At 66.2% G+C, this 21387-nt stretch carries 11 protein-coding genes and 1 pseudogene; 3 read left to right on the top strand and 9 right to left on the bottom strand.

Going from position 1 to position 21387, the window contains the following annotated elements; translation table 11 throughout:
• From ACOQPE_RS11020 to ACOQPE_RS11010, 3 genes and pseudogenes are all read left to right on the top strand, one after another.
• Positions 1 to 282, top strand: a pseudogene (locus ACOQPE_RS11020) (AAA family ATPase); the annotation flags it as partial.
• The gene (locus ACOQPE_RS11015) at positions 280 to 1152 is read left to right on the top strand and encodes an ATP-binding protein (RefSeq protein WP_420611386.1); all 873 of its coding nucleotides are present in this window, start codon (positions 280 to 282) and stop codon (positions 1150 to 1152) included. The pseudogene ACOQPE_RS11020 and the gene ACOQPE_RS11015, both read left to right, overlap by 3 nt.
• Positions 1153 to 1388: 236 nt before the next feature.
• On the top strand, positions 1389 to 1889 hold the full coding sequence (locus ACOQPE_RS11010; RefSeq protein WP_420608959.1) for a prepilin peptidase: 501 nt from the start codon (positions 1389 to 1391) through the stop codon (positions 1887 to 1889).
• 68 nt (positions 1890 to 1957) lie between these two features.
• Here ACOQPE_RS11010 and ACOQPE_RS11005 read toward each other — a convergent pair whose 3' ends face one another.
• The 9 genes from ACOQPE_RS11005 to ACOQPE_RS10965 all read right to left on the bottom strand — a co-directional run bounded on the left by ACOQPE_RS11005 (position 1958) and on the right by ACOQPE_RS10965 (position 21236).
• On the bottom strand, positions 1958 to 3085 hold the full coding sequence (locus ACOQPE_RS11005; protein WP_420608958.1) for a glycine betaine ABC transporter substrate-binding protein: 1128 nt from the start codon (positions 3083 to 3085) through the stop codon (positions 1958 to 1960).
• 176 nt (positions 3086 to 3261) lie between these two features.
• A complete protein-coding gene (locus ACOQPE_RS11000; protein ID WP_420608957.1) occupies positions 3262 to 4011 on the bottom strand; it encodes a hypothetical protein in 750 nt (249 codons plus the stop codon).
• Between the two features lie 19 nt (positions 4012 to 4030).
• Positions 4031 to 4606 carry a hypothetical protein gene (locus ACOQPE_RS10995; protein ID WP_420608956.1) on the bottom strand — a complete coding sequence of 192 codons (576 nt, stop codon included), beginning with the start codon at positions 4604 to 4606 and terminating at the stop codon, positions 4031 to 4033.
• A gap of 221 nt (positions 4607 to 4827) precedes the next feature.
• Positions 4828 to 5508, bottom strand: coding sequence for a hypothetical protein (locus tag ACOQPE_RS10990; RefSeq protein WP_420608955.1), 681 nt, complete (start codon positions 5506 to 5508; stop codon positions 4828 to 4830).
• Positions 5492 to 6070, bottom strand: a complete 579-nt coding sequence (locus ACOQPE_RS10985) for a hypothetical protein (protein ID WP_420608954.1) — start codon at positions 6068 to 6070, stop codon at positions 5492 to 5494. The genes ACOQPE_RS10990 and ACOQPE_RS10985 overlap by 17 nt, the downstream gene beginning before the upstream one ends.
• A gap of 106 nt (positions 6071 to 6176) precedes the next feature.
• Entirely contained in the window at positions 6177 to 11636 is a 5460-nt protein-coding gene (locus ACOQPE_RS10980; protein ID WP_420608953.1) for a hypothetical protein, read from the bottom strand.
• A gap of 80 nt (positions 11637 to 11716) precedes the next feature.
• A complete protein-coding gene (locus ACOQPE_RS10975) occupies positions 11717 to 12829 on the bottom strand; it encodes a glycine betaine ABC transporter substrate-binding protein (protein ID WP_420608952.1) in 1113 nt (370 codons plus the stop codon).
• Positions 12830 to 13005: 176 nt separating this feature from the next.
• Positions 13006 to 14292, bottom strand: coding sequence for a hypothetical protein (locus tag ACOQPE_RS10970; RefSeq protein WP_420608951.1), 1287 nt, complete (start codon positions 14290 to 14292; stop codon positions 13006 to 13008).
• Positions 14293 to 14561: 269 nt separating this feature from the next.
• Complete coding sequence (locus tag ACOQPE_RS10965; RefSeq protein WP_420608950.1) at positions 14562 to 21236, bottom strand: hypothetical protein; 6675 nt, start codon at positions 21234 to 21236, stop codon at positions 14562 to 14564.
• Positions 21237 to 21387: the final 151 nt, after the last annotated feature.

The following is a 21387-nucleotide window of genomic DNA, read 5'->3' as shown; positions in this document are numbered from 1 at the left end:
ACCAGCGCCCGGCAGTTCGCGGCCAGCGAGGTGTCGCTCGACGAGGTTCCCAACGCACGCCGCTCAGCGCTCGTGGAGCCCAGGTCGATCCTCGACGGCGACACGCCCCGGCTGATCGACGAATGGCAACTCGCTCCTGACATCTGGAACGCGGTGCGGCGTGCCAGCGATGACCGGCGCGCGACCGCGCAGTTCATCCTGACCGGCTCGGCAAGCCCGGCCGACGACATCACGCGCCACTCCGGCGCCGGGCGAATCGGGCGTGTGCGGCTGCGGCCCATGTCGCTGTTCGAGTCAGGCCTGTCTGATGGAGCCGTGTCGATGAAGAACATCTTCGATGGCTCTGCCCCTCGAGCCCAGACAACCACGCGCACCCTCGGCGAGATAGCCGAATGGACAGTTCGAGGCGGCTTTCCGCAGACGCTGGGGATGCCCGCCGATGATGCGCAGCACTTCTTGGGGCTCTATCTCGAGGAGATCAGCCGGGTCGACCTTGCCCGTGTCGACGGCATCGCTCGCGACCCAGTCCGCGTCAGCCGACTGCTGCAGTCACTGGCCCGCAACATCTCGACCAGGGCCGCGCTCCGCACACTGGCTCGCGACACCAACGGCGGCAACCTCGACCCCAAAACCGTCACGAGCTACCTCGCTGCCCTTGAGCGAGTGTTCGTCGTCGAAGACGTCCCTGCGTGGTCGCCGCGCATGAGATCGAGAGTCGCGCTGCGCTCCGCACCCGTACGCCAACTCGCCGACCCCGCGCTGGCGTGCGCCGTGCTGCGGGCAGGACCCGAACGCCTGCTCGACGATCTCGAGACGTTCGGCTTGCTCTTCGAATCGCTCGCATTGCGCGACCTGCGCGTCTACGCCGAACCGCTACGCGGCCGGATCGGGCACTACCGGGACGAGACCGGCCTCGAGGCCGACGCCATCGTCGAACTCGGCGACGGCGCCTGGGCAGCGTTCGAGGTGAAGCTGGGCGGCGAACAAGCCATCGAACACGCCGCCACATCACTCACCAAGCTCGCAGAACGCGTCGACCGCACCGTACGAAGCAGACTCCAGGCCCTCGCCGTGATCACAGCCACCGGCGGATACGCCTACCAACGCCCAGACGGCGTATCCATCATCCCCATCACCGCCCTCGGCCCGTAGAGAGCACGCTGTGGCCGCGCAGTGTCCGCAGACGCCACGTCAGGAGCGCACAGCGACCCCTTGGCATGCTGACCCCGATCGGGTTCGAAGCTCGACATCAACACCGAACAGCAGCATGAATCCAGTGATCCGCCTCCACCAAATAATGAAGATGTGTGCGGGAGTGGGTCGGGGTTCGATTGAGAGGAAGCCCGAGACTGCGCTGGCGGTTGCGACAGAGCGGTCATGATGACCGGGTGACAGCGGCGCGCTGGCTGGGAACGGCATCGGTATGGGCAGCCGCAGGCACATGGGCGCTGCTGGCCGCGCACGCCGCCGTCACCGACCTGCGCGAACGACGCATATCGAGAACAGCCTGCTGGACAGCCGCCGTGCTCATCGCCGTGCTGCTGACGCTCGCATCGGTCGCATACGGTCGCCCCGAACACCTGCTGAGCGTCGCAGCCGGCACAGTCGCGGTGCTCATCGCAGGCGAGGTGCTCTATCGCTTGGGGCCCGGCGCGGTCGGCTACGGCGACATCCGGCTCATCAACGCGAGCAGCATCCTCACCGCATGGTGGGGACCCCAATGGCCCTGGTGGGCGCTGCTCGCCGGCGCAGCGGTCGCCGTCCCCCAGGCCGCCGCAGCGCACGCACGCCACGGACCCGCCAGCGCCATCGCCTGGGCACCAGCACTCGCCGCAGGCACAGCGTTCATCACTCTCACACGCCTCGCCGCACACGGCACCGCCATATGATCACGAAAGCGCCGGACAGTCCTCCGCATCACCGCATCACTTGACAACGGAGCGCCCGACAGACCCCGTCATGGCCGGTCCGCCGCTGCTCGGGCGGCAGTCAGCCACTCTTCGGCCGGCGCTCGATTGGCGGCGATCCACTCAGACGCGAGCGCCGCTGGGTCGGTGCCTTCGGCCTCGCGCACGAGCGCCTGGGAGATGTCCGCTGCTGGCACGAACACGGCATCGAGCAGTTCCGCAGCTGCGGGGTTCGACGCAACGAACTCGGCTCTGGCCGCGACCGTGCGGGTGCTGGCGACCCAGCCCAGCGGGCACAGCCCTCGTGGATCGGCTGCGGCCGAGGGGCATTCATCGGGGCTGACGGGCGCGTGGCCGCCGGCACCGTCGAGGCCGCGAGTAAATTGTGAGAACAGCTTTCCGTCGGGATGACCCAGCGGGTTGGAGCCGTCCAGGAAGTCCTCGATGCCGAGCCAGTACACCTCGTGGCCGGGGCGCAGCTTCGCGACCAGCTCGGACGGCGAACTCGTCACGGCGATCACTGGAATCCCCTGCTGTATCGCACTCACGGCACCCTCGACGCGGTCGTCCCAGCCGAGTCTCGCCACCGCGATGTTGTCCCAGCCTGAGAATGCCGCCTGCGCTGCGGCCACGTCGCCCGGCAACGCCCCGACGGACCACGCCACGATGTCGGCCGTGCCGTTGCCGGGAAACACATCCGACTCGTCGAACTCAGCCAACGCAACCGGGTCACGATCGAGCGCGTCGAGCGTGTACACGCCGTGCTCGTCGGCGAAGTCCTTGCTGATCAGCCAGCCCGTCATCAAGTCCACCGGATGGTGCCGGCCCAGCAGCGTCACATGGTCGCCCACCCGGGACTCGTCGAAGCGCTGGCCCTCCAGCCACACGTTGTGGGCCGGAAAGCTGCCGTCGAGCCAGACGTCGAACTCGCCCTCGGCCAGGTACAGATATGCCACGCCCGGACGCGCCACCAATTCCTGCGGATCGGGCACCCGATAACCCAGCATCTCCAACAGCTGCCGATGTATCTCGCCGACAAAGGCCGACCCGGGCAACAGCCCCGCCGCGGCTCGCACAACCACACCATCGCCTGGGCGTAGCACCACCGGTACCGGCGGCTCGTGCACATCATCAGTTGTCGACGGCGGCGGCACCTTCTCGGGTACCAACGGCGTCATCGCGACGGCATCACCGTTGGATGCACTCGCCCTCGGTGCCTCGTCATCACCGGTGCAGCCGCAACACAGCACGGCAAGAGCTACCGAGACCCCCAGCCAGCGCCATCGAGCCGACCCGTGGCTGCTCCGCGCTGATGCGGTACGACGCGTATCGGAAGCCGAGCGGCTCACCCGGTTCACGGGCTCGCCCGAGGATGCGGCATCCCTATCCACGCCCTGAATGAGTGCGGCGTCGAGACATCGGCACCCGAGCCGATCTCGAGCACCCAGTGCTCGGGACGCGGGTAGTAGGTGCCTGTCAGTGGCCCTGCGTCGCCGAGGTCTGCGGCATCCCTCGACAGGCCGAACTCACGGAATTCGAGTGCGGCCACCTCCAATACGCGGCCCTCCGAGTCCAGTTCCGTCAACCAGACGGCTAGGTCAAGCCTGAGGCCGGGCGCCCATATGCCCTCGAAGCTCGGATGCGAGATCGGGTTCACTCGTTCGAAGACGTATGGGAAGGCTTCCGGTTCCGCGACATCGTCGCTTGAACGCGTCAAGTAGTCGTAGTAGTCTTGGCTCCATCGCGAGTACCACGCACGCGACAGGTCCGCATCGTTCGACATCTCTGCGGCAACCGAGAAATCGATTGATGCCGCGGCCGCAGGACCATCCCAGTTCTCGATCTCGAATGGCGCCATCTCGCCTGGCTGGATCGACAGCGGCCACACCCACTCACGGCCGCCAGCTTTGACCACTGTCCCGTATGCCCACAAGTCGCGAGACCAATTCCGCACCAACCCCCGCAGCGCGCCATCAGCGCCGAAGGCAACGGTGCCGAGCAGCACTCGCACCTCGTCCACCGGGTCAACTGCGTCTGAGTACCGGATTTGCGGCAGAGAGGGCCCGGAGCCGTCGTCTTTGCCGATCATCCCAGCCGGCGTCATGCCGGCCGGGATCGAGTCCTCACCATATTCTGCAACCTCGTTGGCGTACCACTTGAGCGGCCTCCTGCGCCGAAGCGAAAGAGTCGCTCTGGCGGCCGCTGTCGTCAAAGGTGAAATAACGCCCAGGCCACAGCCCGAACAGCGGCTGTGAACTCGTTAACTCGGTACCTCTGCAGTCGTCGGGCGACGAGTGTCGGAACCAGTCCCGCCTGTATTGGTCCGGGATACCGCCCTCATCCGGATACCAGCCGTACCTGCCGAAGTACGCGTCCTCGATCCGGCACTGATCGAACACCGCCCCAGCGTGCTCGAACCGCGTCGGTGGGCGACTCGGTCGACCGAACGACGAACTGTGCCACCAAAGCGCTCCCGCGACATCATCTTCAGACTGCGGAATCCGAACCCCGCCGAAAACCAAAGGCGGAAGCGGCTCCTCGACTTCCTCGAAGACCACCCACGTGCTCGTCGGAGCAGGCGTCTCAATAGTGATCGGCGAAGCCGTCACCGCCGTGATCGCGACCTCATCCGTCGCCGCAACTTCGTCCGCGTCCGCCATCGTCGTCGGCGTGAGAGCCGTCGTCATCGGCAGTGACACCGGCACCGGCGTCCCGACGGCTGCGGCAGTCGCCGTAGGACTTGCTACTGGCGACACCTCCGAGCCGGCCGAACAGGCCCCGACCAGCAAGCCCGCAGCCACAGTCCCGACAGCGCGCCGACAAGCCCAGGTGCGACGATCGCTCACGGATAGCGCCTTCGTATCGCCGTCACGAAGTCTGATGCGGCGACCTTACCCCGCGCCAAAACGCGAAGAGCCCCCTATTGGAGGGGAACAACCGCGTCAGGGTTTTCCTCCAAAAAAGTTCGAACTATCTCGAGGTAGAAGTCTCGCTGCAAGCCTAGCAAGCGATCGCGGTCGGACTCTGAAAGTGTCGGATATTCTATGGCATATTTGGCGCATTTGTGCTTCAAGTCGAAGTATTCATCCTCGGTTAACTGGTACTCGACCAAGGCAGTCTCGAAATGCGTAAGTGAGCTGTCGTAGAGCCGAATGCCCTCATACCCGGCAGACAAAGCGCATTCATCGAGCGAATCATTATACGCGAGTTCCAAAGCGCCCCCGGGCTGGAGATCGTCTGGCAGCGATTCGCGGGCCCCTATCATTCTTCCTTTGATCAACTGTTCAAATATATACCGCTCACGCTCCTGATCGTTCGCCTCATTCTGGAACCACTCATACTCGGCATCCCGCGCTTCCTTTTCGGCGTCATAGGTTCGGTAACGCACATAGACATTCCGCGACTCTATGTACTCGTCAACGAGCTGTTCAACTCCAATCTCCGCCTCGCTGTACGAATTAGAACACGACGCTGACACCGCCAGTACAAGCATCGAAACTCCCAACAGCAACGCCCTGCCAATATCGACAAATCCAAGGCCGTTCAACATGCTTATAGTTACTCTGGGTCTGTCCGACGCTCCCTTATTGGAGAGGAACAACCGCGTCAGGGTTTTCCTTCAAGAAGTTGCGCACTACCTCAAGATAATAGTCTCGCTGCAGGCCGAGCAAGCGCTCGCGCTCAGACTCTGACAATGTCGGATACTCGATAGCATACTTGGCGCATTCGTGATTCAGATCTAGGAACTCATGCTCCGTGAGCCGATACTCGACCAAAGCGGCTTCGAAGTACGCGAGAGTATGATCGTGCAGTTGGAGGCCTTCGTAGCCGGCAGCCGAAGCACAGTCGTCCAGCGAATCGTTGTACGCCTGTTCAAGGGCGCCTCCCGGTTTGAGTTCATCGGGTAATGAGTCGCGAGCACCGATCATTCTCCCCCTGATCAGCTGCTCGAATATGAATCGCTCGCGCTCCTGCTCGTCCGCCTCGTTCTGAAACCACTCGTACTCCAAGTCCCACGCCGCGGTTTCCTCCTCATGAGTCCGGTAGCGTGCGTAGGTGTCTAGTGACTCGATGTACTCGTCTACGATTTCCTCAACACCGATCTCAGCTTCAGTGTACGAGTCAGAACATGATGCACTCAAGGCTAGCATTAGGCTGGCCATCCCTAGCAACAGTGCCCGGTAACGACACTCATTCAAACGCCTGCTAAGGGCAACAGAAGTTTCACTTATGCTATTCTGCATGTTCTGTCCTCCACAGAGCATTGCACTAGCCTTGATTCTCATATCTTGAGTAGCTAACTGGAACTAAATCAAGGCCGAACTGAATTAGTTTGGCTATGTCTGTGCAGTCTTCCAGTCCTCTACGATCAAGTGTCCACGTGTATCGAGTCGAGGTCTCCACCTGAGTCCTTTGGTTTGCATTGCATAGAATCAAGATGTCGTCTCGAATACGTCGGTTGGTTTCGCCGACGAATTGGCTGTTCCAGATGCCTCGATCAGTGTTGTGATCGAAGTGAACCTTGATGCGATACGGGTTCTTCCAATTGAAATCGTGTCTCATGCACGCGTAGACGATCGGCACTTCCACACCGTAGAAATCCGCGTAGTCGACGAGGTACTCCTCGTTTATCAAATCCTGGACGAAGTACAAGTGATAGTCGTGCGCGAGGTCGAGGATCCGGTCTTCCACCCACCCGATCAATCCCGCAGGAATGCTGCAGCGGTCGACGCCGAACTGGAGCCACGGATACAGCGCGCTCTCAGGATCGAACAGATCGTCGTCGTCGTCGTCTGTGGGATTCTCCTCGGAGGCTCCGTAGCGCAGCGTGCCCCGCGCATCAAGGAACCCCGCCAGAGTCGCGCCCTTGCCGCCGCGACGGAGATTGCCTAAGTGGAACACATCCTCCAGATGCTGGCGAGCCGACGGCGTCAGAACCGCGAGTGTGAACTTGTAAGCGAGCTCTGGGAACTGCTGCACCGTCGGTGCCGTCTCATATCGGGGGATGACCTCCACCACATAATCACCGGCCCGCACATTCGCAACCAACCGCTGCCGGCGATTCGTCGGCTCCTCAGAGAGCCTCAACGCGACCGGAGCACCAGGCCGGCCGTCGCTCCCGAGCGGCCAAAGGACAACATCCATGTCCGGCAGCGACTTGTACCAATGAATGGGGGCGAATGGATCGATAGGCGGCTCGTCGGTACGCACATACAGATCAAGCTCCATCTCATAGGTCGCACGCGATGTCACACCCGACGGCACGCTGAGTTCGTAGTAGGCAGCAACGCGCCCTGTTCTGGACACAGATGCACACTGATTCTCGTAGATCCTTGCAACAACCGTCTCACGCCATTGCCGTCCGAACGCATTCACCCGACCGTCGGCCATGGTCTGGAAGCAGGCTTCGTCAAGTGTGGGTGTGAGGGGTTGGCAGGTGCCCTCGGAGCTGGGCCGGTAACCGGTCGCGCAGTAGCTGGTGACGATGATGGTTTCAGTGCTGGTGTGCCCTGACGCGGTGAACGCGAGCGTGACGGTGGTGGTGCGGGCCTTGTCGGGCACGAGCCTCACTGCCGCGCTGCCGTGCACGGCGGTGACCGAGGCGCTCAGCCCGACGGGGCTAACGCTCTGCACGGTCACCGCGGCATCGTGGGGCAGGTAGTCGAAGCGGTGCTTGGCGGTCTGGCCGACAGTGGCGGCGAGGGTGGCGGGCAAGTCGTCGGACTGCACTGCGAAGTCGCCTTCCACGGCGATGCGGTAGCCACCGGTGCTGCCGCTGAGCGCAGTGGTGGCCTCGACGGTGTAGTCGCCAGCGGTAAGGAACACGTCGTCGAGCCCGGTGGCATCGCCGCGCAGGTTGTTGTGGCTGTCGAGCACTGTGCCGCCCGATCCGTGGCCGTCGAGCAGCAGCAGGTAGGTGTCGAGGGCATCGGTGCCGGTGTCGGTGGGTTCAAGGCCCATGCTGACCCAGCCGGAGCTGGCGAGCGTGAACGTGTAGCGGTGGGCGTAGAAGGTGGCCTTGGAGCCTGCCAGGCGCTGCTTGGAGGTGCAGCTGGTGGCCGACAGCGAACCCGTGAACGTGCGCGTGCCGTGCCGCAGAACGCCCAGCGGCGACACGCAGTTCGACTCGTCGCGTGCCACGAACCTCGCTGCGGCAGTCGCCGTGGCGTATCCGTCGTTGCGGCATTCGACTTCGATGTCGAGCCAGCCCGTCGCAGTAGTGGTCACCGATACCGTCCGATTCGCGCCGCTGCCCCCGGGCACAGGATCCCCGCCGATGCCCCCAGCACGGGCTGCGGAGCAGTCCGCTGATATGGGGGACACTGTGAAGCTGCCCGACATGGCGCCGGCTCCGTCGCGGGTGCCTGGACTGTAGTTGGTGATCTGCACTGGCGGTCTGCAGGTGACCGAGATCGTCGTGGTGTGCTCGACGGCGCCGGCGATGCTCACCGCCAGTGTGATGTCCCCGCCGGTGGTGCAAGTCACGATGCCGGTGCCGGCCTGGGAGAACACCACCGCATCGCCCACTACCGATGCGTCCAGATCGCCTTCCTTGGAGGTCACACCGACTCCGACGGCGGCCGTCCAGCCGAGGGCCATCTGCACTGAGGGGCCGGTCGCGTCGACGCTGAGGGCCATCTTGTCGCCGCGTGTCATCGTGCACCGATATTTCTGGTCGATGCCGTCGTCGAGCGGGCCGGCCGACTTGATGCACGATCCGTCGGCCGCTGCCTTCACCGTGACATCGGTGACAGGGGTGAGCGCGGTGAGCGTCGAGGTGGCGACGGCTGTGCTGTAGCCGATGCGGCTGCAGACGACGGTGACGTCGATGGCTCCGGGCCCGGCGAGGTTCGCGGTGAGGGTGCGCTGGCCGTCGTCGCCTGCGGTGACGGCGGCGGTGCGGGTGGTGGGCCAGCACGAGGCGTCGGGCGGGGAGACGGTGAAGCGGTCCGCGACAGGGCCGCCGCCGACGCGTCGGCCGCCGTCGAGCCCGTCGATGCGCACGCCGAGGAACGCTTCAACTGTCAGTGTGTAGCCGCCGGTGCCGGCGGGCTGGGCGCTGGTGGCCTCGATCATGTAGCGGCCCGGTCCGGGCAGCATCACCTGCATGCGGCTCGCGGGGTCGCCCGTGGTGCCTCGCCCGGCGGCGAGCGTTTTGCCGTCGCGCTGGTGCCCGTCGATCAGCCGCGCGTAGGTGACTAGCACGGGCGTGTTCGAGCCGTCGTCGTCCACCGTGATGCGCAGCGAGCCGGGATTGGCGGAGGTGAGCGTGTGCCAGCGCGCATAGTAGACACGGCCCCGGCGCGACAGCCGCTGCGAGACGCAGTCACCGGTCAGCTCGCCGCTCGCTATCGTCCTGCCCGTCGAGAGCAGCCCGAGGTCGGACACGCACGCGTCACGCGCCGACAAGGTCACTGTCTGCAACGCAGAAACGTGGTCGTCGGCTTCGCAGGTGACGGTCACCTCAAGACTGCCGGGCGCGGCGACGTCCGCTGTGAGGGTGCGTTCCTGCGCGCTCTGGCCTGCTGTGACGGTCGCCGTGGCGGGCACGGCGCTGCAGCGGGCCGCCGCGGGCGCGACGGTAAACCCGGTGCTGACCGTCACCGTGCCGTAACCGCTCTCCGTCGCGTCCGCGAGACCGCTGATCGCCACCGCCGCGTCGGGCTTGTCGCAGGTGACTGCGACGGTGACAGCACGGGTGTGGGTTCCGGCGGTGGCGGTGAGGGTGACGGATCCGTCCGCGGTGCATGAGATGTCGGCGGTGCCGGTGCGTGAGTACACGACCGGCGTGGCGCTGGGCGCTGCGGTCTGGGTCTTGGCCTGGGTCTGGCTGTCGATCTTCGCGCCGCCGGTAGCAGCCCAGGACAGCGACAGTCCGCTGTGGGGTCCTTGGGTGGTGCCGGTGAGCGTGGCGGTGCCGTCCGCGGGGACGGTGCACGCATAATCGGCTGTGCCGTCAGAAGTCGCCTTGCATGCGGATGCGGCGATCGAGAGGCCGGCGATGGCTTGGTGGCCGCGCAGGGTCGCCTTGGCGGTGCCCTCGGAGCGTCCGGTGGCGGTGCATTTGACGGTGACTTCCTGTGAGAACGGCGGTTTGCGGGTCAGCGACACTGTGCGGTTCGCGCCGTTGCCGGCGGTGATCTTGGCGTCGGGCGGCGACGCTGTGCACGAGGCGTCGGCGGGCTGGACGGTGAAGCCGCCGCTGGGGGCGGCGTGGGCTTGGCCGATGCCGTGGCTGTCGGCGAGGCCGGTGATCTGCACCGCCGGCAGGTCTGGGGTGATGGTGAGGGTGAGGGTGAACGCGCCGGTGATGTTCTGTGTGGGGGTGGTGACCTCGACGGTGTAGACGGTGTCGGGGGCCAGAGCGATGCCGGTGATCTTGGCGTCGGTTCCGGTGCCGGAGTCGTCGTCGGAGCCTTCCTCTGTGACGTCGGACCCGCTGCCGGACAGGACGTACAGGAACGTGTCCGCCGCGGACGACGATGCGGCCACGGTGGCTTTGGACGCGGCGGCGACGCTCAGCGAGAACCGTCGCGCCCAGTGGGGGGACTGCTTGTCGCCCTTGCGCAGCGACACGCAGCCCGTCCCCAGCGTGCCCGTACGCGTGACGGTCCCCGCTTTGAGGGTGCCGAGGCGGTCGATGCAGGCCGCGCCGGTCGGCGTCTGGGTCGGGTCGCCCAGGGTGGTGCGGCTGCACTGCCCGCCGCCTGCGGGGTCCCAGCCGGCAGGGCACGACTGCGTGGGCGGCCGGCCGACCAGCTTGGTGAGCGGTGCGGTGGGGTCGCTGTAGAGGGTCTTCTCGCATTTGCCGCTGCTGTCGTTCCACGCGAAGCCGGTGTCGCAGAACCGGACGGCGTCGGCGGTGCGGCTGGTGACCGGCACGCTGGCGGTGCGGTCCCATCGCTGCTTGGCGGTGTCGGACCGGCACTGGATGCCGTTGTCGGACCAGCCGGCGGGGCACGACTTGGCAGCCGGCACATAGCGGTGCCGGGTCGGGGTGCTGGCGGTGGCTTTCCAGCGTGTGGACGCTGTGTCGGACTCGCACAGGGCGCCGTTGTCGGACCAGCCCGACGGGCACGACTTCGCAGCCGGCGTGTACCGGTAGCGGGTGGGGGTGCTGGCGGTGCGCTTCCAGCGTGTGGAGGGGCTGTCGGACTGGCACACCGACCCTGACGGCGACCAGCCCGACGGGCACGACCTGGCCGCCGGCGTGTATCGGTAGCGGGTCGGGGTGCTGCCGGTTGGCTTCCATCTGGTGGTGGGGCTGTCGGCGGTGCAGCCAGTGCCGTCAGGGCTGTAGCCGGCCGGGCACGACTCGACCACAGCCGCGGTCAAAGTGCGGGTGCGCGTCTCCCACCAGCACTGCTGGCCGGCGAACGGGTCGTAGCTGCACCTTCGCTTGCGGTACGTCTCGGTCTTCGTGCAGGTACGCGACAGACCCGAGGTCTTGAGCGTGTACCCGGCCGGGCACGAGTACCGCAGCGGCCGCGAATCGTAATAGGACTCCTGCTCATAGCAGCCGCTGCTGCGATAGGTCTCCCCTGCCGGGCACGTCGGCGGGCTCAACGCGATCCGGCACGAATAGGAAATGCCGTGCTCGCCCGACGTGGTCACCCTGGTGCCGACGCTGCACGTCCACGTGTAACCGCGGGTGCGGTAATAGGACTCCTGCTCATAGCAGCGGCCGTTGCGGTACGTCTCCCCGTTCGGGCACGTCGGCGGATCCACCGCGATGCCACCAACACACCCGCATGCGACACAATCATCGTGGCCGTGTCGTCGCCAGCGCACGTCAGCGTCGCGCTCACCTATCCGCCGGAAGCCGCAGCGCGGGCAGCGGTCAGCCACTCATCGACCGACGCACGATTGACGGCGATCCACTCAGCAGCGAGATCAGAGGGATCGCTGCCATCGGCCTGCTGCGCAAGGGCTTGCGAGACGTCTGCTTGGGAGAATGTCGCGGCTTCGAGGAGCGTCGCAGCTGCGGGATTCGCGGCAAGGAAATCATTGCTGGCTGCTACGGCCATGTCATTGGCGACCCAGCCAAGTGGGCACAGCCCGTCGGGGTGCGACGCCGCAGCGGGGCACCGCAGGGCGTTGATCGCTGCGTAGCCGCCAGCACCGTCGTGTCCGCGGGTTGCCTGAGAGAACAGTTCTCCCTCGATGTGCCCTAGAGGGTTCGAGGTATCCAGAAAGTCCTCGACGCCAAGCCAATACACATCTCTACCTGGCTCTAGCGTCGCTGTCAACGCCGAGGGCGTCCCCACGAACATCACTACGGGATAATCCGCGTTCGCTGCGTTCACGGCGCGTTCGCTCAATACCTCCTCGCCGAAACTGACGAATGCGATGTTGTCCCAACCTGATAACGCCGCCTGTGATTCGGAGATGCTGTCGTAGATTCCTCCCAGCGAGAGCACGTCGGCTTTGCCGTTTCCGGGCACAGTATCGGTAACGTCGAACTCGCCTAGGGCGGTCGGGTCGCGGTTCAGGTCATCCATGGTGAACACACCGTGCTCGTCGGCGAACGTCTTCGAGATCAGCCAGCCCAGCACATTGCCCACTGGCATCTGAACGCCCACCGCCGAGACATGATCCCCCACCCTCGATCCGTCGTAGCTTGCGCCGTCGAGCCACACCTGATGAGACGGGAATCGCCCGTCAGTCCAGTAATCCACATCGCCAGCGGCCATCCAGAGGTACGCCACATTCGGGCCCATCTCCCACGGGTCTGAAACCTCAAAGCCCAGCTCGCTCAGAAGCTGCCTGTACAGCTCAGCCCGGAAGCGCGACCAACCTTCCGATTGCATGCCTGCGGTGACCTTGACGCCCGCCCCGGGCCGCAGCGTCGCAGCCGCATGCACATCACCACCCTCAGCGACGGCACCCACCAAGCCGTCCACGTCCGTAGAGCCGGTCACTGCCGTCGTGGCGAGATCGATCGGCGCTGCCGAACTCTCAACGGCAGTGACCCCGTCGCCCGAGCAGCCTGTTGCGGCTAGGCCGAGCGCGAAGACTGCTGCCAGCGAGAGGCACGCTGCACCGCTTCGCGACCGACGTGACGACGGTCGCTCAGTCGTAATCGTGGCAACCGTTCTCATGACGCAGCGGCGTTGTGGTCGGCGCCAATCCACATCACCCAGTCAGCATCGGCGGTGCCGTCGAACAAGACGCTCACTCCCCGCACCCCCAGTTCTGGGACCGGGTACCGACGCACCGCGAACGGGGCGTAGTGGACCCGGCCGTCGCGCTCGCCATAGGAATCGACGGAGTACTCGGCTCCGCGTGGCAACACGCCATCGGGCGGGGCGAGCAGCCGACGCCCCTCGCTATACGGGGTCACAGCTTGCACGTCAAGCACAATGCCGTCGTCGCCGAAGAACGCTACGAACACGGCCAACTCAAACTCAAGATCCTCGGCGAGCTCACCGTGCAAGCTTGGATGAGAATCAGGACGGTTGTCGGAGAGGCTGTAGTGGGCGCTGGCTGACACAAGCCTCTCGGTGTCTGCGGGCAGATCGTCCAGGACGTCCTGAGGCGGCGCGCGGTACCAGCCGGGCGCTTGCTGCCAGGCATCGGACTGCATGACCTGCGGATAAGGCGCCATCCACCAGGCACGCGAGACGTCACCGTCGTTGGACATCTCAGCGAAGACCGCTACGTCGATCGATCCAGGATCGGCGGGGCCATCCCAGTCGTCGATTTCGAAAGGCGCAACCTCACCGGGCTGGATCGACAACGGCCACAAGAACTCCCGACCTCCCGCCTCGACCCGCATACCGTAGGCCCACATGGTCCTGGACCAGTTCCGGACCAGACCTCGCAGCACCCCGCCGGTCACACCCATCGTGCCGTCGAGCACACGCACCTCATCGACCGGGTTGTCGCGCCCCGAGTATTCGATCGAATACCCAAAGCTGCCATACAACTCCGCGCCGCGCGGCAGCGTGGCCCCATAACGCATCTGCTGCGCCGCCTCATGCCGCTCATACCACGCAACTGCCTCATCGCGGGTAGGAAAGAAGGTGCCTTCGAGCCCGTACGTGCCAAAAACGCGATAGCGGCTCGGCCAGTATCCAAGCAACGGCTCAGCAAGGGCAGTATCAGCGCCGCGGCAGTCCCGCCCAAGGAAACTGCGGGCCAACTCGCGCCGCTCGGGTAGGGAAAGCTCGCCCGGCTCGGGCACCTCATTCGGCCAATGCTCTGCAATGAGGGCATCCTCCAAGCGGCACAAGTCCAAGATCACCCCTGCGGCCTCGCTCTCCTGCCGGCTCTGCGATGCCGCCGCGTCGATCTCGAACATGGCACCTTTGGTATCGGCGTCGCCTTGTGGCACACGCAGGCCGTGATGCACCAGCGGCGAGGGCACCGTCTCGAATTCCACCCAAGTGCGCGTCGTCGTCGGTATCTCCGTCGTAGGCCGCTCAACTGTTGCGGCCTCAACATTGATCGCTATCTCAGTCGAGGCCACCGATGTCACCGCGCCATTCAGCGTTCGCGCCGACACCCCAGACCCAGCGGCAGTTGCAGGGTCCGTCGCGGAGTGCGTATCTACGTTAGTGAAACAAGCGCCAGCCAACAATGCCGTGGCACCTGCTGCAGCCACCATGAGCTTCCGAACACGACTGGCTCGCGCCGCAGGTGCCGAGGGACTCACCGATCAGTCCCAGGAGGCTGGCCCGGATAGGCAGCGCGGACCTTGGTGGCGAACAATGGGCTGGTACTGCTCAACCGCTCACATCGATCGGGAATACCAGTGATGTGAAGCTGGCAGACATTCACATAAAGCTCTTTGTCGTCGTTGTCATCATTGCCGTCTTCGTCAAAGTCGTCTTCATGCCACGAGGAAGCCGCCGTATTGCGCACTCTGGTATCTGTGGGCACGACCTTGATCCATGTGACCCGATCGCCCGTCGCGCCAGCCGGGTAGGCGAATGACTGGGGAAAAACCGCAAAGTTCTTCTTGTTGGTCTCAGGTCCGTATGCAAACGACATGAATGGGGCCGCCAACGGACTGTCACCGCCTGTGACCCCGCGCTTGTTATTGCCGTTGAATGCACCCTCGATCAACGTGCTATCGGTGTCGTATAGCCAACACGGGAAGTCCGTGCCCGTGGCACCGAACCCACAAGACATACGATGCACACCGCCGCCGCTTCTGTGGTCATCGCCGGTGTTCTCCGTGGTGGTCACCCAAAGCCGCTCGGCACCGCTGAACGACTCGACGCCCAGATAGATCTTCTGGTACGTCTCGTAGCATAGCGGCTCCCCTTTAGTAGCACCCTTGCATGCGTTCCAACCACCTCGATTCGTGGTTCCGTCCAAGAACTTTCCGAGGCTCTCCTCTTCTGACTCGCCCGACCTTGGGCTGCAGTACTCTTTCGCAAGATTCGTAGCTACTGCAAGTCCGCCCTTATCAATGTCGGCACGCTCGGCGTGACCCATCTCCGATGGCCACCAATCAAGTTGCCAGTAACCCACACCGGGGTGCCAAAACGCTCCCACATCGACAACTTCCTTGAACTCGTTGTCCGGGTACAGCGCCTGATGGCGATCCCTGTGCGAGCGCGAAAGGGTCATCAATGACCGTGCCGGGACTCGCTGATTGCTGTCGTTGACTTCGATCGGGTACTCCCAGTAGCCGATCGCAATCATCGCCGCAGCAAGCTGTCCGTCGCCCATACCGCACCCAGGGTGACCCACCAAGGCCTGCGCGGCGACCCGCTTGGCACCGTCAAGCAGTGCGGGGGTAACCTCATAGAGTTGGCTGCCGCGTTCGTTCTTACCGATCTTGATGGCGGCTAACTTCTCATCGGTGTCCCATAGGCAGGTACCGTTGGGATGGGGCCCCGGCACCTGTCCATTAGGGCAGTTGACGCCTATCCCCACATCGGCCGTGTCCTCAGAGTCGCTTGACTCCGCCCGCTGGGCTCGGGCCTCGGAGGAGCCACTGCGCGAGGTTTCTGCGGGACGGCTGAATGACAGTGTGACGCTGAAGTCTCCGGTACGGGCGGGCGTTACCGAAAGCGTCGCCATGGTGCCAGTTCGGGTCGCGGTTGCGCTCAGGCTCGAAGCTGGAACCGACACCCTCGGGGTGAACTTCCCAGTCTCGAAGTCGATTTTGAGTTCGCGTCCGACGATGGCGTTGTAGTCGGTCTTGAGTCCGGTGACGGTGGCGTTGAGGTTGAGCGTGTATTTGCCGGTGTGTGCGGGGCGGTAGGTGGTGGCTTCGATGGTGTAGGTGCCGGGCTGGAGGAAGATGTCGGTGAGGCGGCTGTCGTTGCGGTGGCCGTCGTCGTCGTCCTCGTCGATGACGGTCGCTGTGGCGCCGGTGCCTTTGAGCAGGATCAGGTACGTGTCGAGCCGGGTGCTGTATTGGCCGTTGGCGTTCTTGAGGTTGACGGTGACCCAGCCGGGGCTGCCGATTGTGAACGTGTGCCGACGTGCGTAGAACGTGCCGCTGCCGCGGTGCGTGGTGGTGCACGCCGCATCGGCGGTGATGGTGCCGCTGCGGCTGACCCTGCCACTGCGCAGCCGGCCGAGATGATCGCCGCAGGGCAGAGCGGCGGTGAGTGCGGCGGTCTGCGATGTGGCCGCCCAGCCGTCCCGGCGGCAGGTGACCGTGACGGCGATGCTGCCGGGCGCGTCGAGTTTCGCTGTGAGGGTGCGCTTGCCGTTGCCGCTGTCGGCGATCGAGGCAGTGCTCGGCTCTGCGGTGCATGCGGCGTTGGCGGGTGTGACGGTGAACGGCGCTGTGACGGTGACCTGCCCGCTGCCGGTCTTGGCGGTGTCTACGAGGCCGCTGATGGTGACCGGCGTGAGGCAGTTGACGGTGAGGTGCGCGGTCTTGGTGCTGGCGCCGAGAGCGGCGGTGGCTGCGGCGGTTCCGTTCGCGGTGCAGTTCAGTGCCGCTGTGGCGGTGCGGCGGTACAAGACGGTGCCGTCGGGGCCGACCGTGGTCGTGGCGGTGCCTTGGGTCTGGGTCTTGACGGCGGCGCCGCCGGTCGCCGCCCAGGCCGCGGTCAGGGTGGCGGCTGTGGCGGTGGCTTCTGCTTCGATCTCGAAGTCTTCGCCTCGCGCCATGGTGCATGTATAGGCCACATCCGCGCCGTCGGGCACCGTGTCGGCGGTCTTGCAGTCGCCGCCGGTAATGGCGCGGGCGCCGACGGTGGTGACGCTGGCCGCGAGCTTGGCCGTGAGGGTGACAGCCTGTGTCGCGTCGGCATAGCCGTCGGTTTCGCATGTGACGGTGACGGCGAGGCTGCCCGGCGCAGCGATGTCGGCGGTGAGAGTGCGGTCCGCGGCGCTGGTTCCCGCAGCGACCGTCGCTGCGGCGGGGCTGGCAGTGCATCGGGCTGTGGCGGGTTCCACGGTGAACGGCGCGGTGACGGCGACTCGGCCGACGCCGGTCTCGCTGGCGTCGGCGAGGCCGGTGACGGCGACTGGTGTGAGGCAGTTGACGGTGAGGTGTGCAGTTTTGGTGCTGTCGCCGAGAGTCGCTGTGGCGGCGGCGGTGCCGTTCGTGGTGCAGTTCAGTGCTGCTGTGGCGATTCTGCGGTGCAGGACGGTGCTGTCGGGTCCGACCGTGGTCGTGACGGTGCCTTGGGACTGGCTGTCGACGGTCACGCCGCCGGTCGCCGCCCACGAGACGGTGAGCGCTGCGGCGGTGGCGGTGGCTTCGGCTTCGATCTCGAAGTCGCCGCCTCGGGCCATGGTGCATATGTAGGCGGCACCGGCGCCGTCGGGCACCGGTGTCACGGTTTTGCATTCGCCGCCGTCGGCTGCCCGCGCACCGATGACGATGACACCGGTCGCGAGCTCGGCAGTCAATGTCACTATCCGTTTCGCTGCGCCGTGCCCGGCCGCGGTGCAGGTCACCGTCGCCGTCAGGCTGCCCGGCGCGGTGACGTCGGCTGTGAGGGTGCGGTCCGCCGCTCCGATCCCCGCAGCGACTGTGGCTGCGGCGGGGCCGGCAGTGCAGTCGGCCGCGGCGGGCGTGACGGTGAACGGCGCCGTGACGGTCACTTGGCCCAGGCCCGTCTCGGTCGTGTCGGCCAGCCCCGCGATGGCGACTTTGCGGTCGTGGACGGCCTTCGCTGTGAGCTGGTAGCGGCCCGCAGCGCCGGAGCGGTAGGTGCTGGCCTCGACGGTGTAGTCGCCCGGGGGGAGCTTCTTGGCGATGCGGCTGTCGGTGCTGGGCCCGCCGTCGTCGTTGCGGGCGTTCGCCTTGCCCGCGGTGCTGTGGCCGTCGAGCAGGATCAGGTACGTGTCGAGCTTGGCCGTGTTGGCGGGGTCGTTGCCGACGTCGACGGTGACCTGCGCAGGGCCTGACAGCGTGAAGGTGTGACGGCGCGTGTAGTAGGTGCCCGCACGGCCTCGATGCGCCGTGGTGCACTTGCTGTCTGCTGTGATCGTGCCGCTGCGGCTGGTGGTGCCTTCGGGCAGGGTGCCGAGCGGGTCGTCGCAGTCGACGTCGGGCGGCGGCTTGTCGCAGGTGACTGCGACGGTGACAGCACGGGTGTGGGTTCCGGCGGTGGCGGTGAGGGTGACGGATCCGTCCGCGGTGCATGAGATGTCGGCGGTGCCGGTGCGTGAGTACACGACCGGCGTGGCGCTGGGCGCTGCGGTCTGGGTCTTGGCCTGGGTCTGGCTGTCGATCTTCGCGCCGCCGGTAGCAGCCCAGGACAGCGACAGTCCGCTGTGGGGTCCTTGGGTGGTGCCGGTGAGCGTGGCGGTGCCGTCCGCGGGGACGGTGCACGCATAATCGGCTGTGCCGTCAGAAGTCGCCTTGCATGCGGATGCGGCGATCGAGAGGCCGGCGATGGCTTGGTGGCCGCGCAGGGTCGCCTTGGCGGTGCCCTCGGAGCGTCCGGTGGCGGTGCATTTGACGGTGACTTCCTGTGAGAACGGCGGTTTGCGGGTCAGCGACACTGTGCGGTTCGCGCCGTTGCCGGCGGTGATCTTGGCGTCGGGCGGCGACGCTGTGCACGAGGCGTCGGCGGGCTGGACGGTGAAGCCGCCGCTGGGGGCGGCGTGGGCTTGGCCGATGCCGTGGCTGTCGGCGAGGCCGGTGATCTGCACCGCCGGCAGGTCTGGGGTGATGGTGAGGGTGAGGGTGAACGCGCCGGTGATGTTCTGTGTGGGGGTGGTGACCTCGACGGTGTAGACGGTGTCGGGGGCCAGAGCGATGCCGGTGATCTTGGCGTCGGTTCCGGTGCCGGAGTCGTCGTCGGAGCCTTCCTCTGTGACGTCGGACCCGCTGCCGGACAGGACGTACAGGAACGTGTCCGCCGCGGACGACGATGCGGCCACGGTGGCTTTGGACGCGGCGGCGACGCTCAGCGAGAACCGTCGCGCCCAGTGGGGGGACTGCTTGTCGCCCTTGCGCAGCGACACGCAGCCCGTCCCCAGCGTGCCCGTACGCGTGACGGTCCCCGCTTTGAGGGTGCCGAGGCGGTCGATGCAGGCCGCGCCGGTCGGCGTCTGGGTCGGGTCGCCCAGGGTGGTGCGGCTGCACTGCCCGCCGCCTGCGGGGTCCCAGCCGGCAGGGCACGACTGCGTGGGCGGCCGGCCGACCAGCTTGGTGAGCGGTGCGGTGGGGTCGCTGTAGAGGGTCTTCTCGCATTTGCCGCTGCTGTCGTTCCACGCGAAGCCGGTGTCGCAGAACCGGACGGCGTCGGCGGTGCGGCTGGTGACCGGCACGCTGGCGGTGCGGTCCCATCGCTGCTTGGCGGTGTCGGACCGGCACTGGATGCCGTTGTCGGACCAGCCGGCGGGGCACGACTTGGCAGCCGGCACATAGCGGTGCCGGGTCGGGGTGCTGGCGGTGGCTTTCCAGCGTGTGGACGCTGTGTCGGACTCGCACAGGGCGCCGTTGTCGGACCAGCCCGACGGGCACGACTTCGCAGCCGGCGTGTACCGGTAGCGGGTGGGGGTGCTGGCGGTGCGCTTCCAGCGTGTGGAGGGGCTGTCGGACTGGCACACCGACCCTGACGGCGACCAGCCCGACGGGCACGACCTGGCCGCCGGCGTGTATCGGTAGCGGGTCGGGGTGCTGCCGGTTGGCTTCCATCTGGTGGTGGGGCTGTCGGCGGTGCAGCCAGTGCCGTCAGGGCTGTAGCCGGCCGGGCACGACTCGACCACAGCCGCGGTCAAAGTGCGGGTGCGCGTCTCCCACCAGCACTGCTGGCCGGCGAACGGGTCGTAGCTGCACCTTCGCTTGCGGTACGTCTCGGTCTTCGTGCAGGTACGCGACAGACCCGAGGTCTTGAGCGTGTACCCGGCCGGGCACGAGTACCGCAGCGGCCGCGAATCGTAATAGGACTCCTGCTCATAGCAGCCGCTGCTGCGATAGGTCTCCCCTGCCGGGCACGTCGGCGGGCTCAACGCGATCCGGCACGAATAGGAAATGCCGTGCTCGCCCGACGTGGTCACCCTGGTGCCGACGCTGCACGTCCACGTGTAACCGCGGGTGCGGTAATAGGACTCCTGCTCATAGCAGCGGCCGTTGCGGTACGTCTCCCCGTTCGGGCACGTCGGCGGGTTCAGCGTGATCCGGCACGAATAGGAAGTGCCGTGCTCGCCCGACGTGGTCACCTTGGTGCCGACGCTGCACGTCCATGTGTAGCCGCGGGTGCGGTAGAAGGTCTCCTGGGTCTCGCAGCGGCCGTTGCGGTACGTCTCGCCTTCCGGGCAGGTCGGGCTGGCCAAGGTGATCTTGCACGAATAGGCGGTGCCGTGATCGCCCGAGTCGACCTGCAGCACACCGGTGCTGCACATCCATGTGTAGCCCTGCGTCTCGTGAAACTCGACCTGCTCATAGCAGCCCGCAGCCGGCGTCGTGCGATAGCTCTCGCCGTCGACAGTGCACTGCGGCGGATCGACCGTGATGCGGCACCAATAGCTGTAGCCGGGATCCAAGAACGTGGTCTCCAGCGTGCCCTGGCTGCACCTCCATTTCGCGTCGCGCTGCTCCACGGTGGCGGTGCGGCACTGGCCCTCGTGCAGCGTCTTGCCGCCGGTGCAGTGCGCCGGTACCGTCTTCTGGCAGCTATGAGACGGCCCCAGCTCCCCCAGCGTCGTGACCACCACGTAGCCGTCGTCGGCCTGCGGGCACACGAGATCGGCCGCGGTGCGCTCGACCTTGGCGGTCTTGCACAGCCCCCCGTCGAGCACCATGCCCGCCGGGCAGCTCAGCCCCGCCGCCCCCTGCGAACCAGCAGCCCCCGCCTCGCCGACAAAGCTGTTCCACCCCACCCCGAGCTCTTCGGCGCCGTCGCCGTCGGCATCGCCACGCTCCACCCACGGCACCGCGCCCACCCCCGACACAACCGAGGTCGCGACGAGCGTCGCGACAAGCAGCCGAGCGGCCCAGCCCAGCCGGCCGTCGCGCAGCGCGCGGGCACCGCGGCGGGGCGAGGAATCGCTGCTACTGCCCCCCCCCCCCGCCCGATACGGGTGTTCGCGGCGGTGGTGCGGG

Origin of the sequence: Candidatus Poriferisodalis sp. (genome assembly GCF_965219595.1) — a bacterium.
Classification (GTDB): Bacteria; Actinomycetota; Acidimicrobiia; order Acidimicrobiales; family Poriferisodalaceae; genus Poriferisodalis.
The sequence above is the reverse complement of the archived record's forward strand: the minus strand, read 5'-3'. Positions and strand labels throughout refer to the sequence as shown.